At 72.1% G+C, this 15,949-nt stretch carries 19 protein-coding genes; 4 read left to right on the top strand and 15 right to left on the bottom strand.

What is annotated here, in order from left to right; all coding sequences use genetic code 11:
* Positions 1–643: 643 nt before the first annotated feature.
* On the top strand, positions 644–853 hold the full coding sequence (locus AH6_RS23410; RefSeq protein ID WP_067483373.1) for a hypothetical protein: 210 nt from the start codon (positions 644–646) through the stop codon (positions 851–853).
* A complete protein-coding gene (locus AH6_RS23405; RefSeq protein WP_067483371.1) occupies positions 850–1,224 on the top strand; it encodes a type II toxin-antitoxin system death-on-curing family toxin in 375 nt (124 codons plus the stop codon). The genes AH6_RS23410 and AH6_RS23405 overlap by 4 nt, the downstream gene beginning before the upstream one ends.
* Before the next feature lie 105 nt (positions 1,225–1,329).
* Here AH6_RS23405 and AH6_RS23400 read toward each other — a convergent pair whose 3' ends face one another.
* Positions 1,330–2,427: a hypothetical protein gene (locus AH6_RS23400; protein ID WP_067483369.1), complete on the bottom strand. Its 1,098-nt coding sequence runs from the start codon at positions 2,425–2,427 to the stop codon at positions 1,330–1,332.
* A 236-nt stretch (positions 2,428–2,663) separates the two neighbouring features.
* Here AH6_RS23400 and AH6_RS43970 point away from each other — a divergent pair, with 236 nt between their 5' ends.
* On the top strand, positions 2,664–2,801 hold the full coding sequence (locus AH6_RS43970) for a hypothetical protein (protein WP_157431651.1): 138 nt from the start codon (positions 2,664–2,666) through the stop codon (positions 2,799–2,801).
* On the opposite strand, the gene pgm is transcribed toward AH6_RS43970, so the two are convergent.
* The 12 genes from pgm to AH6_RS23340 all read right to left on the bottom strand — a co-directional run bounded on the left by pgm (position 2,789) and on the right by AH6_RS23340 (position 11,089).
* Positions 2,789–4,423, bottom strand: a complete 1,635-nt coding sequence (gene pgm, locus AH6_RS23395; RefSeq protein WP_067483368.1) for a phosphoglucomutase (alpha-D-glucose-1,6-bisphosphate-dependent) — start codon at positions 4,421–4,423, stop codon at positions 2,789–2,791. The two genes, AH6_RS43970 and pgm, sit on opposite strands and share 13 nt — an antisense overlap.
* Positions 4,424–4,499: 76 nt before the next feature.
* Complete coding sequence (locus tag AH6_RS23390) at positions 4,500–4,940, bottom strand: winged helix-turn-helix transcriptional regulator (protein ID WP_067483367.1); 441 nt, start codon at positions 4,938–4,940, stop codon at positions 4,500–4,502.
* A gap of 9 nt (positions 4,941–4,949) precedes the next feature.
* Positions 4,950–6,113, bottom strand: coding sequence for a thiolase family protein (locus tag AH6_RS23385; protein ID WP_067483365.1), 1,164 nt, complete (start codon positions 6,111–6,113; stop codon positions 4,950–4,952).
* Positions 6,114–6,476: 363 nt separating this feature from the next.
* A complete protein-coding gene (locus AH6_RS23380; RefSeq protein ID WP_067483363.1) occupies positions 6,477–7,289 on the bottom strand; it encodes a maleylpyruvate isomerase family mycothiol-dependent enzyme in 813 nt (270 codons plus the stop codon).
* A 52-nt stretch (positions 7,290–7,341) separates the two neighbouring features.
* Positions 7,342–7,923, bottom strand: coding sequence for an alkaline shock response membrane anchor protein AmaP (amaP, locus tag AH6_RS23375; protein ID WP_067483361.1), 582 nt, complete (start codon positions 7,921–7,923; stop codon positions 7,342–7,344).
* 3 nt (positions 7,924–7,926) lie between these two features.
* Positions 7,927–8,556, bottom strand: coding sequence for a DUF6286 domain-containing protein (locus AH6_RS23370; RefSeq protein ID WP_067483360.1), 630 nt, complete (start codon positions 8,554–8,556; stop codon positions 7,927–7,929).
* Complete coding sequence (locus AH6_RS23365; RefSeq protein ID WP_067483358.1) at positions 8,556–8,939, bottom strand: Asp23/Gls24 family envelope stress response protein; 384 nt, start codon at positions 8,937–8,939, stop codon at positions 8,556–8,558. The genes AH6_RS23370 and AH6_RS23365 overlap by 1 nt, the downstream gene beginning before the upstream one ends.
* Positions 8,936–9,148, bottom strand: coding sequence for a hypothetical protein (locus tag AH6_RS23360; protein WP_067483356.1), 213 nt, complete (start codon positions 9,146–9,148; stop codon positions 8,936–8,938). The genes AH6_RS23365 and AH6_RS23360 overlap by 4 nt, the downstream gene beginning before the upstream one ends.
* An 11-nt stretch (positions 9,149–9,159) precedes the next feature.
* Positions 9,160–9,435, bottom strand: a complete 276-nt coding sequence (locus AH6_RS45395) for a hypothetical protein (RefSeq protein ID WP_067483354.1) — start codon at positions 9,433–9,435, stop codon at positions 9,160–9,162.
* Positions 9,428–9,853 (bottom strand): hypothetical protein, encoded by a 426-nt coding sequence (locus tag AH6_RS43960; RefSeq protein ID WP_157431650.1) that lies wholly within the window; start codon positions 9,851–9,853, stop codon positions 9,428–9,430. Before AH6_RS43960 ends, AH6_RS45395 begins: the two co-directional genes overlap by 8 nt.
* Positions 9,854–9,990: 137 nt before the next feature.
* Entirely contained in the window at positions 9,991–10,479 is a 489-nt protein-coding gene (locus AH6_RS23345) for an Asp23/Gls24 family envelope stress response protein (protein WP_245679435.1), read from the bottom strand.
* A 379-nt stretch (positions 10,480–10,858) separates the two neighbouring features.
* Positions 10,859–11,089, bottom strand: coding sequence for a CsbD family protein (locus tag AH6_RS23340; protein WP_067483349.1), 231 nt, complete (start codon positions 11,087–11,089; stop codon positions 10,859–10,861).
* A gap of 190 nt (positions 11,090–11,279) precedes the next feature.
* Between AH6_RS23340 and AH6_RS23335 the strand changes: the two genes are divergently transcribed.
* Positions 11,280–12,668 carry a cation:dicarboxylate symporter family transporter gene (locus AH6_RS23335; RefSeq protein WP_245679433.1) on the top strand — a complete coding sequence of 463 codons (1,389 nt, stop codon included), beginning with the start codon at positions 11,280–11,282 and terminating at the stop codon, positions 12,666–12,668.
* Positions 12,669–12,677: 9 nt separating this feature from the next.
* Here the strand turns inward: AH6_RS23335 and purU are convergent, their stop codons facing one another.
* Complete coding sequence (gene purU / locus AH6_RS23330) at positions 12,678–13,526, bottom strand: formyltetrahydrofolate deformylase (protein ID WP_083983370.1); 849 nt, start codon at positions 13,524–13,526, stop codon at positions 12,678–12,680.
* On the bottom strand, positions 13,523–15,925 hold the full coding sequence (locus tag AH6_RS23325) for a GcvT family protein (RefSeq protein ID WP_067483345.1): 2,403 nt from the start codon (positions 15,923–15,925) through the stop codon (positions 13,523–13,525). Before AH6_RS23325 ends, purU begins: the two co-directional genes overlap by 4 nt.
* Positions 15,926–15,949 lie beyond the last annotated feature (24 nt).

Below are 15,949 nucleotides of genomic sequence, written 5' to 3'. Positions count from 1 at the left end.
CGAAGCTCAGCCCCGCGCCCCGCACCCGACCAACAACCCCGGCCCCGCGCGGGTTTTCCGCACCCGATCAACAAGCCCTATCCCGCGCGGGGTTGATCCAGGAGCCCACCAACCCCAGCCCCGCGCGGGTTTTACTACAGGCCCCGCCAACCCCAATCCCGCCCCTCCACCTAATCCCCACTCGGAGCCGGAAGAAGTCGAAGGAGAGACAGGACAGAGCCGAAAGGGGCCGGAGTGGCGCTCCAGCCCCCACAGGCGTGCCGGTCTCGTTGGTCCCCAGCGCCAGGCTCGTCGTCGTGCCGGACAGGAACCCGAGGCTGGTCACGGTGCCGTCGGGGTTCCAACGCACGCCCCTGGCACCCGAACTGTCGCCGACCCGCCGACGACCGCACCCTCTTTCCGCGCCGCGCGGGCGATCGCCATGCACTTCCCGGTGGCCCGGCGGAGGTCGCGGCGGGGCCCTTGACGGTGCGGGCCGGCATTTCCCTGGCAAGGGCGGGCGAGACCCGCGCCACGTCGACGACCTTGACCGTCCCCCGGCGCCGCCGGACAGGCGCGGCATGTTGCGCAGCGCGCCGTCGACGTTCCACGACGGCCTCGCCGTCAACGTCATCGACGCACCGGCCAGTGATACCATTTTGGTATGAACACCCGGAGCGTACGCATCCCAGAGGAGATCGACGCAGAGTTGGTCGCCCTCGCCGAGGCTGAGCACTCGTCGGTGAACTCCCTTCTCGTGCGGGCCGCACAAGAAATGATCACGCGTCACCGGCAGGAAGCAGCGATCGCCAGTGCCGCCGACGAAGTTTTCACGCGACGTGCCAAGCTGTTCGAACGCTTGGCTGAAACGTGATTTATCCGACCGTCGAGCAGGTCATCGGATTCAACGCCGAACACCTCGGCGGTCAGGCGGCGGTGCGTGATGTCGGGCTGGTGCAGAGCGCCGTGGCACGCCCGCAGACGATCGCGTTCGGCGTAGAGGCGTATACAACACTGGAGGACAAAGCGGCGGCCTTCCTCCACTCGCTCATCTGCAACCATCCGTTCGTCGACGGAAACAAGCGGACGGCCTGGGCCGCGATGGAGATCATGCTCATCGCGAACGGCCACTGGTCAAGTCTCAGCGATGACGAGGCGTTCAGCCTGGTGATCCGAATTGCGACGACATGCTCGGAGATCGAGGTCAAAGACATCGCCGAGTCACTGCGCATCGTCATCCGATAGCCGGAACGCCGACGTCCCCGCCGGCGAGGCGATGCGCGACACCGGCCGTGGGGGCACAGATGAGACGGCCGGTGGGGGCCGGAGCGGCGCTCCGGCCCCCTCAGGTCAGCCGTTCCAGCGGACCGGCTTGGTGCCGCTGGTCCCCACGGTCGTGCCGGTCTCGTTGGTCCCCAGGGCCAGGCTCGTCGTGGTGCCCGACAGGAACCCGAGGCTGGTCACGGTGCCGTCGGGGTTCCAGCGCACGGCCCTGCTGGTCGTGCCGTCGTTGATCCCGCCGACGATCGCGCCGTCGTTCCGCACCGCGTAGGCGATCGAGGCGCACTGGCCGGCGGCCAGGCGGAAGGTCGTGCCGGAGTCCTTGACGGTCCGGGCCAGCAGGTCCTTGACCGACGGGGGCGCGATCCGCGCCAGGTCGGCGGCCTTGACCGTCCCCCCGGTGCTCCCGGGCAGGCAGGGCAGGTTGCGCAGCGTGCCGTCGGCGTTCCACGCCTGGGCCCGGGTCACTCCCGGAATCCCGTTGGTGTAGGGGAGCGTCGTGCCCGCCACCACGCCGGAGTCGTTGATCCCGGCGGCGCTGCCGATGGTCTGCCCGGCCGCCACGGGCAGCACCGTCTTGGCCCCGGTGGCCGACCACCGCGTGGGCCGGCTGCCGATTCCGGCGACGGCGGAACCGCCCGCGACCACGCCGGTCTTGTTGATCGCGTAGCCCGCGCCCTCGCCGAAGGAGGTCGCGGTGCCGTTGGCCGCCCAGACCGTCGCGAGCTGGCCGTTGGCGTCGTTGCTGGCGCCGACGGCGACGCCGGAGTCGTTGATCCCGCTCGCCCAGGCGAACGCCTTCCCGCCTGCGGGCTTCAGGACGGTGAGCGCGCCGGTGGCGCTCCAGCGCAGGGCGGCGCCCGACGGTTCCGAGGAGCCGACGACCACGCCGCCGCTGTTGATGTCCCGGGCGCTGTACTTGGTGGCCCCGGACGGTCCGGCGAGCTTGGTCAGCGCCCCCGCCGCGTTCCAGCGCACGGCGTAGAACGCGGTGTCGGTGCCGACGTAGCCCGCGGCCACGTTGCCGCCGTTGACGGCCCAGGCGGCGCCCTTCGTCGCACCCGAGGGGAAGGCGAGCGCGGTGACGGTGGCGGCCGAGGCGGTGCCGGGGGTGAGGACGGTCGCGCCGGTGGCGAGAGCGGCCACGAGTACCAGGGTCTTCTTCACGTGATCTCTTCCGTGTCCTGCGAGCGGGCATGGCGATGCCCGTCGAGCTGAAAAGGGGGTACCGAGGAAGCGGGATCGATACGGCCTCCCGCGCTGCTGCGGGGAGGGGAGCGACGGCCGGCGCTTCCTGGACGGTACGTCAGCAAGCGCTTAATGATCAACACTTGTTCGTGATCTTCTTTTCCGGCCGCCATCGGCCGCCCCCGGCTGCCCCGCGCCGCCCTGACCTCGCACAGATGGCCGACCGGTCCACCTGGGGCGACGCCTGCGTGGTCGTCGACCAGTGGTACGGGCTCCAGGCGGGCGTGCCCGGCGCCTTCTTCGTCAACGGCCCCGGGCCCTCCATCAGGCTGCCGAAGGACTACCTCGGCTGACCCTTCAGGGCGTCGGCCACCAGGGCGCGGGCCTCGTCCTGCACCTCGGCCAGGTGGTCGGCGCCCTGGAAGGACTCGGCGTAGATCTTGTAGACGTCCTCGGTGCCGGACGGCCGCGCCGCGAACCACGCGGACTCGGTCGTGACCTTGATGCCGCCGATCGGCGCGTCGTTGCCGGGCGCGTTGGTCAGCACCGCCGTGATCGGCTCGCCCGCCAGCGTGTCGGCCGTCACCTGCTCCGGCGACAACTTCTTCAGCACGGCCTTCTCCTCCGGCGTCGCCGGGGCGTCCACGCGGGCGTAGGCCGGGTCGCCGTACCGGTCGGTCAGCTTCCCGTAGCGGGCGCTCGGCGACTCCCCCGTCACCGCCGTGATCTCCGACGCCAGCAGCGCCAGGATCAGCCCGTCCTTGTCGGTGGTCCACGGCGAGCCGTCGCGGCGCAGGAACGACGCCCCGGCGCTCTCCTCGCCGCCGAACGCCAGCGACCCGTCCAGCAGGCCGGGCACGAACCACTTGAAGCCCACCGGGACCTCCAGCAGCCGCCGGTCCAGCCCCGCCGCCACCCGGTCGATCATGCCGCTGCTGACCAGCGTCTTGCCGACGGCGGCCGTCGCGGGCCAGTCGGCGCGGTGCTCGTACAGGTAGGCGATCGCGGCCGACAGGAAGTGGTTGGGGTTCATCAGGCCCGCGTCCGGCGTCACGATCCCGTGCCGGTCGGAGTCGGCGTCGTTGCCCGTCGAGACGTCGTAGGCCGACCGGTTGGCGATCAGGGACGCCATCGCGTACGGCGAGGAGCAGTCCATCCGGATCTTGCCGTCCCAGTCCAGCGTCATGAACCGCCAGGTCGGGTCGACGTCGGGGTTCACCACGGTCAGGTCCAGCTTGTGGCGGTCGGCGATCTCGGTCCAGTACGCCACGCTCGCCCCGCCCAGCGGATCCGCGCCGATCCGGACGCCCGCCGAGCGGATCGCGTCGAGATCGATCACCGAGGGCAGATCGTCCACGTACCCGGCCAGGAAGTCGTGACGCCCTGTGGTGTCGGCGGCCAGCGCCTTCGTGTACGGGACGCGTCGCACGTCCTTCAGGCCGTTCTTGATGATCTCGTTCGCGCGGTCCTGGATCCAGGAGGTGGTGTCGGTCCCGGCCGGGCCGCCGTTCGGCGGGTTGTACTTGAAGCCCCCGTCGCGCGGCGGGTTGTGCGAGGGCGTGACGACGACGCCGTCGGCGAGGCCGGTCTCGCGGCCCCGGTTGTAGGTCAGGATCGCGTGCGACACCGCCGGAGTGGGGGTGTAGCCGTCGCGGGAGTCGATCAGCACGCGCACGCCGTTGGCCGCGAACACCTCCAGCGCCGACGCCTGCGCGGGCGCGGACAGCGCGTGGGTGTCGGCCCCCATGAACAGCGGGCCGGTGACGCCCTGCGCGGCGCGGTACTCGCAGATCGCCTGGCTGGTGGCCGTGATGTGGTCCTCGTTGAACGCGCCGTCCAGCGCCGACCCCCGGTGCCCCGAGGTGCCGAACGCCACGGGGCGCTCGGCCCCCAGGCTGTAGTAGGCCGTCACCAGCCGCGGCACGTCGACAAGGTCCTCGGGCCGGGCGGGCTGCCCGGCGCGTGCGTCCACCATGGGAAGAACTCCTCGCTCACTGGGTACCTGAGATCGTTCCCCCTCGGAGCGCGGAATCACCCGGCGGCGCGCCGGGTCAGATCACACCGCGGCCGGTGGGCTCGCCCGCCACCTCCTGGGCCGGGCCGCCGCAGTGCGCGCACACCACCGCCGGTTCCAGGACCTCGCCGCACGAGTGCCGCCACCGGACCGGCGGGTCGCCGGCGTTCAGGTGCCGGTCGCCCCATGCCATCAGCGTGAGCAGCACGTCGCCCAGCTCCCGGCCCGCCGGGGTCAGGTGGTACTCGTGGCGGACCGGGCGGTCCTGGTAGCGCTCGCGCCGGACGATCCCGGCCTCCTCCAGCTTGCGCAGCCGGGTGGTGAGGATGTCGCGGGAGGCCCCGGTGTTGCGGGCGATGCCGTCGAAGCGCCGCACCCCGTGGAAGATCTCGCGGACGGCCAGCAGGGTCCACCGCTCGCCGACGATGTCGAGGGTGTCGGCGATCGAGCAGGCGCGGGGTTCGGCGTCCTTGGGCATGTCCGCAGCTTAGAGGCGTTCGATGACGGTGGCGTTCGCGAGGCCGCCCGCCTCGCACATGGTCTGGAGGCCGTAGCGGGCCCCGCGGTCCTCCAGGTTGTGCAGCAGGGTCGTCATCAGGCGGGCCCCGCTGGCCCCCAGCGGGTGGCCGATCGCGATCGCGCCGCCGCGCACGTTGACGCGCGCCGGGTCTGCCCCGGTCTCGCGCCGCCAGGCCAGCACGACTGACGCGAACGCCTCGTTCACCTCGAACAGGTCGATGTCGCCGAGCGCGAGGCCCGCTCGGTCCAGCACCTTCGCGGTGGCCGGGACGATCGCGGTCAGCATGAGCAGCGGGTCGTCGCCCACCACGGCGAACGAGTGGAACCGGGCGCGCGGGCGCAGGCCCAGGCGCTCGGCCGTCTCGGCGGCCATGACCAGCACCGCCGCCGCGCCGTCGTTGATCGGCGAGGCGTTCCCGGCGGTGACGCGCCAGTCGATCTCGGGGAAGCGCTCGGCGGTCGCGGCGTCGTAGTAGGCGGGCCTGAGACCGGCCAGGACCTCGGGGGACGTGCCGGGACGCACGGTCTCGTCGGGCTGGCCCGTCCAGGCCACCTCCCGGTCGAACTCGCCGTTCTTCCACGCCTCGGCGGCGCGCCGGTGCGACTCGTAGGCGTAGGCGTCCAGCTCCCCGCGCGACAGGTTCCAGCGGGCGGCGATCAGCTCGGCGCTGATGCCCTGCCCGACCAGCCCTTCGGGGTAGCGGGCGGCGAGGCCGGGACCGAACGGGTCGCTGCCCGGCAGGACCGCCGACCCCATCGGCACCCGCGACATCGACTCGACGCCGCAGGCCACCGCGATGTCGTAGGCCCCGCTCCGCACGCCCTGCGCCGCGATGTGCAGGGCCTGCTGCGACGAGCCGCACTGCCGGTCCACCGTCATGGCCGGGACGCTCTCGGGGAACCCGGCCGCCAGCACCGCCGAACGGGTGAGGTTCAGGGCCTGCTCCCCGGCCTGGGTGACGACGCCGCCGATCACGTCGTCGATCAGCGCGGGGTCCAGCCCGGCCCGCTCGACCAGCGTGCGCAGGGTGCGCGCCAGCAGGTCGGCCGGGTGCTCGCCGTGCAGGGCGCCGTTCGGCTTGCCCTTGCCCACCGGCGTCCGGACCGCTTCCACGATCACCGCGTCACGCATGGCCACCTCCGTTGCTTTATCCAACTGACTCGGAGTCTGCGCCCTTCGGTTGGAAAACACAACCCAGTGGAGATGTGAAGCGGGCCATACAGCGCTCAAGGGCCGTGGCGGTGCGCGCCACGGCCCTTGAGGTCGGGCCACTCAGTGGAAGGGGCCCGTTCCGGTGTTGTCCTGTGTTCCCCCTGGTGCGTCGAAGGGCTCCCGTGGGGAGCCGCCCATGTCGTGGTGGTCGAGCAAGCGAGTTCCTCCTTGTTCCTTCGACGTCAGAGCGGTCACTTCGGACATTAGCCGCCCTACCAGCGGTTGTGGGGATGGGAAGCGCCAACATCCGCCCAAGGTGCGGTCATGCGGGTCAGGCTCGGATCAGGGCGTGAGGGCCATGTTCGCCAGCACCCGTTCCGCCAGCTCAGCGTCACCGGCGGCCTTCACGGTGACGTCCGTGGACGCGCAGCGGCCCGCCACCAGCCGGACGAAGGTCTCCCAGTCCATGCGCAGCCGCACGTCCGGCTCGGCGTCGAGGTCGTCGGTCAGCGCGGCGCGGCCGTCGCCGCCGACCAGGACCCGTTCGGTGAACTCCACCGGCCCGGTCACCTCGAACACCACCGACCGCCCCGGCGCGGCCCCCGCGCGCTTGGCGACGACGATCGGCAGGCCCGGCGTCATGATGCGCCGCGTGCACACGGTCGCGGGCGCGTCCAGGTTGCCGGGACGGCCCACGGCGCGGCGCACGTCCTGCTCGTGGATCCAGGCGTCGAACGCCCGGAACCCCAGGAAGCCCGCCTGGGTGGTCGGCCGCCCGTTGGGCGCGATCGTCTGCTCGTCGGGATCGACGGTGGGCAGCATGGCCAGCCGCCGGTCCAGCACCTCGCGCAGCTCGGCCAGCACCTGGTCGCCCGAGTGGGAGCGGCGCGCGTCCACGGCGGCTTCCATCATGCGGCCCATCTCGTTGCGCACGTGCGGGAAGCCGTCGTCGGCGAGGGTGTGGCCGGGGGCGGGGTCCTCGCCGAGCAGCATCAGCTCGATGCCGATGATGTGCGAGAGGACGTCCTGCACGGTCCAGCCCGGACAGTCGGTCGGCCGTTTCCAGTCCTGCGGATCGAACGTCCCCGCCAGCACGATCGTGGAGCGCACGGTCTGCTCGAACGCCGCCGCGTTGGCGGCCATGAGAGAGGTCATGGCCGCCAAAAGTGGCATGTGTCCGGTTCGCCGCGCAAGGCCCGCGCGCCGGTCAGGCGACCGTGCGCTCCTGCTTGGGGCCCGGGACCAGGCGCAGCCGGACGACGGCGGGCAGGGTCTCCTGGCCCAGCGCCGTGCTCAGCCGGGCGACGGCCTGGCCGGAGATGTTGCGGCGCAACGAGTCCAGGTCGGCGCGGTGGTCGTAGGCGACGTTCAGCCGCAGCTTGGGCTGGTCGGTCTTGCCCGACAGGCGCGCCTTGGCGCTCTTGACGCCCGGGTAGTCCTCGATCTCGGCTTCCAGGGCGTCGGTGACGGCCTTGCCCTGCACGCGGGTGTGGCCCTCGGTGTCGTTGCCGTCCAGGAAGATGCCGGGCAGCTTGTCCGAGCGGCCCTGCGCCAGCAGCCAGGCCACCCCCAGCAGCGCCAGCACGATCGCGGCCGCCGCCAGCGCGGGCCAGAACCAGGACTGCTCGGCGGCGAAGCGGCGCGTCTCGGCGGCCAGCAGCGGCTCGCCCGCGCGGGCCTGGCCCCAGGCGTTCAGCCCGCGGGCGAGCCCGAACGCGCCGGCCGCCAGCAGGGCGAGCCCGAACAGCAGCAGGCCGGTGTGGTTGATCTTGGTGGCGCGGCGGTCCATGGGTCAGTCCTTCCGGAGGTCGACGTGCACGACGGCGGTGCGCCGGGGCGCCGGGGCCAACGCGTCCAGCCGCTGCTGCACCGCCTCGGCCGCCCGCCGCCGCAGGTCGTCGCCGCCGGTGCGCAGGTCGCTGTGCACCGTGAGGCGCACCTTGCGCTGCTCGATCTTGACGCGCCCCACGTGCGAGACCCCGTCCACCGCCTCGGCGGCGTCGGTGACCGCGCCCTTCAGGCCGTGCTTGGTCACGCCCATGACGAGGTTCGGGTCGTCGCTGCGCAGCGGCACCAGGCGCGGCTTGCCCGGCAGCAGCCCGGCCAGCAGGAACAGCAGGCCGACGAGCGCGAGCCCGCCGGAGACCGCCAGCGCGGGCCAGTCGTTCCACGCGGTGGTGATCCCCCAGTCCGTGACCCGGTCGTAGGGCACGATCCGGGCGGGCCGGTCCACCAGGCTCGAGATGATCTCGATGGCGGCGAGCACGCCGCCCGCGGTGAGCAGCAGCGCCGCCAGGAACGCGGGCACCGTCCGGCGGGGCCGGAACGCGCGCACCGCCTTGCGGGTGGCCGAGCGGCTCCCCCGGGCGGGGGCGGCCTTGGCCGCGGGCGCCTGGGGCAGGCGTCCGGCGTGGGTCGTCATCAGTGCACCTCCACGGGCGTGTGCTCCGCGCGCTGCTCGGGGACGGGCCGGTCGAGCGCCGCGACGTCGATGTCGATGTTGTGCACGGTGAGGCCGGTCATCGACTCCACCTCGTCCCGCACCCGCTCGCGCACCCGCCGGGTGACCTCGCGGACCGGCTGCGGGTAGGCCACCGCGACCTCCACGCGCGCGGTGACGATGTCGCCGTGCACCGACACGTCGACGCGCGCCGGGTGGGTCCCGCCGACCGGCACGCCCAGCACGGTGCGGTCCACCTCGCGGGTGTCGGCGTTCTCCTCCGCCGCCCGGGAGGCGATCGCGGCCACCACCCGGTCGGCGATGCGGGTCTCCCCGCGCTCCCGGCCCGCGACGACGCCGGTCATGACGAGGACCGCTTCTGCCCGCCGTTGCCGCCGAACGAGCTGAACATGTCGCTCAGGTCGAGCTCGCCCTCCAGCGCGCGGCCGCCCAGGAAGCCCAGGACGCCCAGCAGCAGCACGATGATGAACGCGCCGAAGCCCCCGAACGCGCCCGCGAACCCCAGCGCGGTCCCGAAGGCCAGGCCCAGCGCGGGCCAGGTTCTACCGTTCATGACTTTCCCCCTCAACGCAGGTGCCGCGCCCGCAGGCGCCGCTCCCGCCATCGGCTGATCAACATGACCGGCCAGCGCCGCCGCCGGACGATCCGCACGTCCGCCCGGCGGCCCGGCCGGTCCGGGCGTCCGGCGGGCCGTCCCGCACGACGCCGCCGCAACCCGGCGGCGAACGCCTCCGGATCGCCCCCGAGGTCGGGATGGTTCTCCCGCACCCAGGCCCGGAACTCGGCCCGCTCCCGGTCGGTGCGGGGCCGGGTCCGGTCCGGGCGGCCGGTCTCAGGCATGGCCCTCGGCGGTGGTCCCGGTACCGGCCTGGCCGTCGTCCTGGCCATCGTCCGCGCCGGCGATGTCCATGATCTGGACGTTCACCGGGCGGTCCCCGGCCAGCGGCAGCACCGCGGCCCGGACCGCCTCCCCGACCTCGGGCAGCGGCCTCCCGTACCGGGCGGTGACGCCGACCTCGACCTCGCGGTCGCGGACGGCCACCCCGGTGACGGGCGCGCCGACGCGGTAGGTGACCACGCCGCCCAGCGGCCCCGAGTTCAGGTCCGCGACGTCGGGCAGCCCGCGCACGGCGGCGGCGATCTGCTCGGCGACCTCGGCGCGGGTCGGCTCGCCCGCCGCCCTGGTCGCTCCGGCCGGACCGGTCGAGCCGGTCGCCCTGGACGTTCCGGGCGCTTGCCGGGACGTGCCCTGGGACACGTCGCGAGGCGTGTTCCCGGGCCGGTCCTTGCGCGTGTCCTGCGGACCGTCCGGGCGCTCCTCCCCGACCGGTCGCCTGGGCGGCATCGCGGTCGGGCTCGGGGCCGTCTGTCCGCTCGTCGGACGTGTGGGGCTCATTACTGCACCCGCGGCTTCTCCGACTCGGCCTGCTGCTTGGCGTCGGTGTTCTTGCCGTTCTTACCGTTGCCGGAGTCGTTGTCGTCGTTGTTGTTGTCGTCGCCGGGCAGGTGGATGTCGTCCACGGAGATGTTCACCTCGACGACCTCCAGGCCCGTCATGTGCTCGACCTGGTTGATGATGTTCTCGCGGACGGCGCCCGCGAGGTCGGGGATGGACACCCCGTAGTCCACGACCAGGTCCACGTCCACCGCGGTCTGGCGCTCGCCGACCTGCACCGACACGCCCTGGGCCACGTTGCGGCCGCCGCCTCCGGGCAGCCGCTCGCGCATCGAGCCCATCGTGCGGGCCATGCCCGAGCCCATGGCGTGCACGCCGCCGATCTCCCGGGCCGCCATGCCGGCGACCTTGGCGACCACATCGTCGGAGATCTTCGTCTTGCCGTGGTCGGTCACCAGCACGCTGTCGGGCGTGTCCTTCTTCTCCAGGGCGGTGCTCGTGCCGTCGCCGGACCGGCCCGTCCCGGAGGACCGGCCGTCCTGGTGCTGCACGCCCTTGTCCGCGCCCGAGCGCGGGCCCTGGTTGGGCAGGGTGCCGACGCCCGCCTCCCTGGTCGCCTGTCCGTTCTCCTGGCTCACGACGTCCCCCCTGATGAGTCGTTTAGGTGATCAATTGATGCTCGGCAGGCCGCGCCGGAACCGCCCGCCCGTTTAAGAAGCCGGTCAATTTTGCTTTACGCGGACAAAAAAGACCGGCGATGCGTCAGCGCATCGCCGGACTTCACGGGATCGGACTCGCGGGCTGGCCGGCCGTGCCCGGACGGGCCGTCTGCTCCGCCCGCCCGTCGGCCCGCCTGGTCGGCCGGAACTACCGGTCGGCGTCGTTCTTGCCGCTCTTGAACATGCCCTTGACCTTGTCGACGGCGTCGCCGGCCTTCTCCTTGGTGTTCTCCATGGCGTCCTTGGCCTGGGCCTTGAGCTGGTCGCCCTTGCCCTCGCCCTCCATCTCGGAGTTCCCGGTGACCTTGCCGGCGGTCTCCTTGACCTTGCCGCCCGTCTCGTCGAACTTGTTCTGCGCCCTGTCCTGAGCGTTGCCCATGGCGATCCCCCCGGATGTTCTCGCGATCGGTTCTGGCAGTGTTGTACCTACCCTTTCGGTCGCAATAAAACCGGTGATTCAGGTCGCACACTTCGGGGCGGATCACGCCTTTCCGCATGGCGCGTGCGAAAAATGTCAATAAAAGTGGCCCAGGTCACAAGCAATGACCGGAGACCGAAAGGAGCCGATCGTGGCGCCCGTCCCCCCGCCCTCCGGCGGCGCTCCCCCGGCCCGGCGGCCCCGCAAGGACCGCGTCCACTACCTCTACATCGCGGTGCTGGCCGCGGTGGCGCTCGGCATCGCCGTCGGCCTGCTCGCGCCCGGCTTCGCCGAGCGGCTGGAGCCGCTGGGCACCGGCTTCGTCGCGCTGATCAAGATGATGATCTCGCCGATCATCTTCTGCACCATCGTGCTCGGCATCGGCTCGGTGGCGCGGGCCGCGCAGGTCGGCCGGGTCGGGCTGATCGCGCTGGTGTACTTCCTGACGATGTCCACCTTCGCGCTGTTCATCGGGCTCGCGGTCGGCAACCTGCTGCACCCCGGCGAGGGCCTGCACCTGGACCCCGGCTCGGCGGCCAAGGCGCAGGAGGCCGCCAAGGGCGGCGAAGGAGCCACCGACTTCCTGCTCGGCATCATCCCCACGACGCTGGTGTCGGCGCTGACCTCCGGGCAGGTGCTCCAGACGTTGCTGGTGGCGCTGCTGGCCGGGTTCGCGCTCCAGCAGCTCGGGCCCGCCGGGGAACCGGTGCGGCGCGGGGTGGAGGCCGCGCAGCGGTGGGTGTTCCGCATCCTGGCGATGATCATGTGGGCCGCGCCGGTCGGGGCGTTCGGCGCGATCGCGGCGGTGGTCGGCGCGACCGGCTGGACGGCGCTGCGCAGCCTGGCGGTGATCATGCTGGGCTTCTACCTGACCTGCGCCATCTTCGTGTTCGTCGTGCTGGGCACGGTGCTCTGGCTCGGCGCGCGGATCGGCGTGTGGTCGTTGCTGCGCTACCTGGCGCGCGAGTTCCTGCTGATCCTGTCCACCTCGTCGTCGGAGTCGGCGCTGCCCCGGCTGATCGCCAAGATGGAGCACCTCGGGGTGGCGCGGCCGGTCGTCGGCATCACGGTGCCGACCGGCTACTCCTTCAACCTGGACGGCACCGCGATCTACCTGACGATGGCCACGCTGTTCATCGCCGCCGCGCAGGACGAGCCGCTGCCGTTCGGCTCGCAGCTCGGCCTGCTGCTGTTCATGATCATCGCGTCGAAGGGCGCGGCCGGGGTCAGCGGCGCGGGCCTCGCCACGCTCGCGGGCGGGCTCCAGTCGCACCGGCCCGAGCTGGTGGACGGGGTCGGCTTCATCGTCGGCATCGACCGGTTCATGTCCGAGGCCCGCGCGCTGACCAACTTCGCGGGCAACGCCGTCGCCACCGTCCTGGTCGGGTCGTGGACCGGGCAGTTCGACCGGGCGCGGGCCGGGCGGGTGCTGGCGGGCGACGAGCCGTTCAACGAGGCCACGCTGCTGGACGAGCACGACGGCGACCGTCCCGACAGCGGTCCTTCGCCCGGCCCGGCCGAGCAGCGGGCACCCGTCTAGCCGCGCCGTCTAGCGGAACACCACCGTGCGGTCGGTGTTCAGCACCACCCGGTGCTCGGCCTGCCAGCGCACCGCGCGCGCCAGCGCCAGGCACTCCATGTCGCGGCCGACCGCCATCAGGTCCTCGGGGCTGTGCGAGTGGTCCACCCGGGCCACCTCCTGCTCGATGATCGGGCCCTCGTCCAGGTCGGCGGTGACGTAGTGGGCGGTGGCCCCGATCAGCTTCACGCCCCGGGCGTGCGCCTGGTGGTAGGGCTTGGCTCCCTTGAAGCTCGGCAGGAACGAGTGGTGGATGTTGATCACCTGGCCGGGCAGCTTGGCGCAGAAGTCGTCCGACAGGATCTGCATGTAGCGGGCGAGGACCACCAGGTCGGCGTTGTAGTGCTCGACCAGCGTCAGCACCTCGGCCTCCTGCGCGGCCTTGCCGCCCTTGGCGACCGGCAGGTGGTGGTAGTCGATGCCGTAGGACTGGGTGAGCGGGCGCATGTCGGGGTGGTTGGACACCACGGCGACCACCTCGATGTCGAGCTGGCCCGAACGCACCCGGTACAGCAGGTCGTTCAGGCAGTGCCCGAACTTCGACACCATGATCAGCACGCGGGGCTTCACCGCGGTGTCGTGCAGCCGCCAGTCCAGGCCCAGTTCCGAGCCGAGCGCCGCGAACGAGCCCCGGAGTTCGTCGGGGTCGGTGTCGGGCAGGCCCGCGAACTGGACGCGCATGAAGAACGTCCCGGAGTCGCGGTCGCTGAACTGCTGGCTCTCCAGGATGTTGCAGCCCCGCTCGGCCAGCAGCCCGGAGACGGCCGCCACGATGCCGGGGCGGTCGGGACAGGAGAGCGTCAGAACGTACTCGGTCACGATTTCACTTTCGCAGCGGTGGGATCGTAGGGCGCCGTGAGGTGCAGGGTCGCGTCGTAGCGCTCCCCGGCCGCCTCGACCTCGTATTTGGCGTCGGCGAGGTAGGCCCTGTCGACGATGTCCTCGCCCTGAACGTACGCCAGCGCCACGGCCGCGCCGAGCGTGTGCCCGTAGGCGGCCGAGCCGACCGATCCGGCGGGCTCGCCGTCGCGGAGCAGCAGCTCACCGCCCCACAACTGCGCGCCCGGGTCGTTCAGGGTGAGGGACACGAGCTTACGCCGCACGCCCTGTTCCCGCTGAAGCTCCACCACCTCCTGCCCCCGGTAGGGCGCGTTCCGCTTGCAGGCGAAGCCGAGCCCGGCCTCGATCGGCGTGCGGTCGGGCGTCAGCTCGCGGCCCCACGCGCGGTACGCCTTCTCGATCCGCATGGCCTCGATGGCGTAGTAACCGGCCTGCGCCGGGCCCTGGGCGAGCAGCGTCTCGTAGACGGTGACGGCGAACTCGGCCGGGACGTACAGCTCCCAGCCCAGTTCGCCCACGTAGGTGACGCGCGTGGCGCGGACGGTCGCGTACCCGAGGTCGATCAGGCGGCTGGTGCCGAACGGGAACGCCTCGTTGGACAGGTCTGCGGTGGAGACCGCCGACAGCACCTCGCGGGCGCGCGGCCCCATCAGCCCGAACACCGCGTAAGCGCTGGTCACGTCCACCAGCGCGCAGCCGTCGCCGAGGTTGCGGCTCAGGTAGTCGAAGTCGCGGGTGGTCTGCGCCGAGCCCGTCACCACGAGGTACTCGTCGCCCGCGACGCGCGTGACGGTCAGGTCGGACTCGTAGCCGCCCCGGTCGTTGAGCAGCCCGGTGTAGACGACCCGGCCGGGCTCCACCGCCACGTCGTTGGTGCACAACCACTGGAGCGCGGCCTCGGCGCCCTTGCCCTTGACGGTGAACTTGGAGAAGGAGGTCTGGTCGAACAGCGCGACGTCCTCGCGGGTGGCGCGGACCTCCGCGCCGACCGCGCCGTGCCAGTTCTGCCGGTCGAAGGAGTACTCGGGCGCGGCCCCGAAGTAGTTGACGCGCTCCCAGCCCATCTTCGACCCGAACCACGCCCCCGAGCGTTCCAGCAGGTGGTGGACGGGCGAGCGGCGCAGCGGCCGGGCGGTGTCCAGTTCCCGGTTGGGCCAGGCCATCGCGTAGTGCAGGCCCAGGGTCTCCTTGACGCGGTCGTGCAGCCAGGCGTCGTTGTCGGCCCAGCGGGCGAAGCGCCGCACGTCCACCGGCCACAGGTCCATCGACGGCTCGCCGCCCACGATCCACTCGGCCAGCGCCCGGCCCGCGCCGCCCGCCGAGGCGATCCCGGCGGAGTTGAAGCCCGCGCCGACGTAGAAGCCGCGCACCTCGGGGGCCTCGCCGAGCAGGAAGTTGTTGTCCGGGGTGAAGCTCTCGGGGCCGTTGTAGAACTTCTTGACGCCGGTGCGGTCGAGCGCCGGGACGCGGATGATCGCGTTCTCCATGAGGATCGCGAACTGGTCCCAGTCCTCCTCCAGGAGCTGGAACTCGAACGGCTCGGGGATGCCGTCCATCCCCCACGGCTTGGCGTCGGGCTCGAACCCGCCCACGACCAGGCCGCCGACCTCCTCCTTGAGGTAGACGTAGCCGTCGGGGTCGCGCAGCACCGGCAGGTCGGGGTGCACGCCCTCGATCCGCTCGGTGACGATGTAGTAGTGCTCGGCCGAGTGCAGCGGCACCGTCACCCCGGCCATGCGGCCGATCTTCCGGGCCCACTGCCCGGCGCAGTTGACGACGGTCTCGCACTCGATGTCGCCCTGGTCGGTGGCGACGCTCCGCACCGCGCCGTCCACGACCTCGACGCCGGTCACCTTCACCCGCTCGACGACCCGCACGCCCTTCCGCGACGCGCCGCGCGCCAGCGCCTGCGTCAGGTCGGAAGGGTTGGCCTTGCCGTCGCCGGGCAACCACACCGCGCCCGCCAGGTCGTCGGTGCGCATCACCGGCCACAGGTCCGCGGCCTCCCGCGCGGAGATCACCTCGGCCTCGACGCCGTAGGAGCGCGCCGACGCGGCGGTGCGGCGCAGCTGCGCCATGCGCTCGGGGGTGCGGGCGACGCTCACCGATCCGGTGCGCTTCCAGCCGGTGCCGAACCCGGTCTCGGCCTCCAGCCGCCTGTACAGCTCGGTCGAGTACCGGATCAGCCGGGTCATGTTCTCGGTGCTGCGGAGCTGGCCGACCAGCCCCGCCGCGTGCCAGGTGGTGCCGCAGGACAGTTGGCCCTGCTCCAGCACCACCACGTCGGTGACGCCGAGTTCGGCCAGGTGGTAGGCGACGCTGCACCCCACGATCCCGCCACCGATGATCACAATTCGGGCGCGCGCAGGCAGCGCCATGGGCTTTCCTCCACTAGCAGCAGG

The sequence above is a fragment of the Actinomadura hibisca NBRC 15177 genome (assembly GCF_001552635.1).
GTDB classification, from domain to species: Bacteria; Actinomycetota; Actinomycetes; order Streptosporangiales; family Streptosporangiaceae; genus Spirillospora; species Spirillospora hibisca.
The sequence above is the reverse complement of the archived record's forward strand: the minus strand, read 5'-3'. Positions and strand labels throughout refer to the sequence as shown.

Excerpts from the sequence above, each read along its gene's own strand:
- AH6_RS23325 (WP_067483345.1), bottom strand. The coding sequence starts at position 15,925 with ATGGCGCTGCCTGCGCGCGCCCGAATTGTGATCATCGGTGGCGGGATC.
- pgm (WP_067483368.1), bottom strand. The coding sequence starts at position 4,423 with ATGGTGGACGCACGCGCCGGGCAGCCCGCCCGGCCCGAGGACCTTGTC.
- AH6_RS23365 (WP_067483358.1), bottom strand. The coding sequence starts at position 8,939 with ATGACCGGCGTCGTCGCGGGCCGGGAGCGCGGGGAGACCCGCATCGCC.
- AH6_RS43970 (WP_157431651.1), top strand. The coding sequence starts at position 2,664 with ATGGCCGACCGGTCCACCTGGGGCGACGCCTGCGTGGTCGTCGACCAG.
- AH6_RS23380 (WP_067483363.1), bottom strand. The coding sequence starts at position 7,289 with ATGACCTCTCTCATGGCCGCCAACGCGGCGGCGTTCGAGCAGACCGTG.
- AH6_RS23370 (WP_067483360.1), bottom strand. The coding sequence starts at position 8,556 with ATGACGACCCACGCCGGACGCCTGCCCCAGGCGCCCGCGGCCAAGGCC.
- AH6_RS23410 (WP_067483373.1), top strand. The coding sequence starts at position 644 with ATGAACACCCGGAGCGTACGCATCCCAGAGGAGATCGACGCAGAGTTG.
- AH6_RS23360 (WP_067483356.1), bottom strand. The coding sequence starts at position 9,148 with ATGAACGGTAGAACCTGGCCCGCGCTGGGCCTGGCCTTCGGGACCGCG.
- AH6_RS23390 (WP_067483367.1), bottom strand. The coding sequence starts at position 4,940 with ATGCCCAAGGACGCCGAACCCCGCGCCTGCTCGATCGCCGACACCCTC.
- AH6_RS23340 (WP_067483349.1), bottom strand. The coding sequence starts at position 11,089 with ATGGGCAACGCTCAGGACAGGGCGCAGAACAAGTTCGACGAGACGGGC.
- amaP (WP_067483361.1), bottom strand. The coding sequence starts at position 7,923 with ATGGACCGCCGCGCCACCAAGATCAACCACACCGGCCTGCTGCTGTTC.
- AH6_RS23385 (WP_067483365.1), bottom strand. The coding sequence starts at position 6,113 with ATGCGTGACGCGGTGATCGTGGAAGCGGTCCGGACGCCGGTGGGCAAG.
- AH6_RS45395 (WP_067483354.1), bottom strand. The coding sequence starts at position 9,435 with ATGCCTGAGACCGGCCGCCCGGACCGGACCCGGCCCCGCACCGACCGG.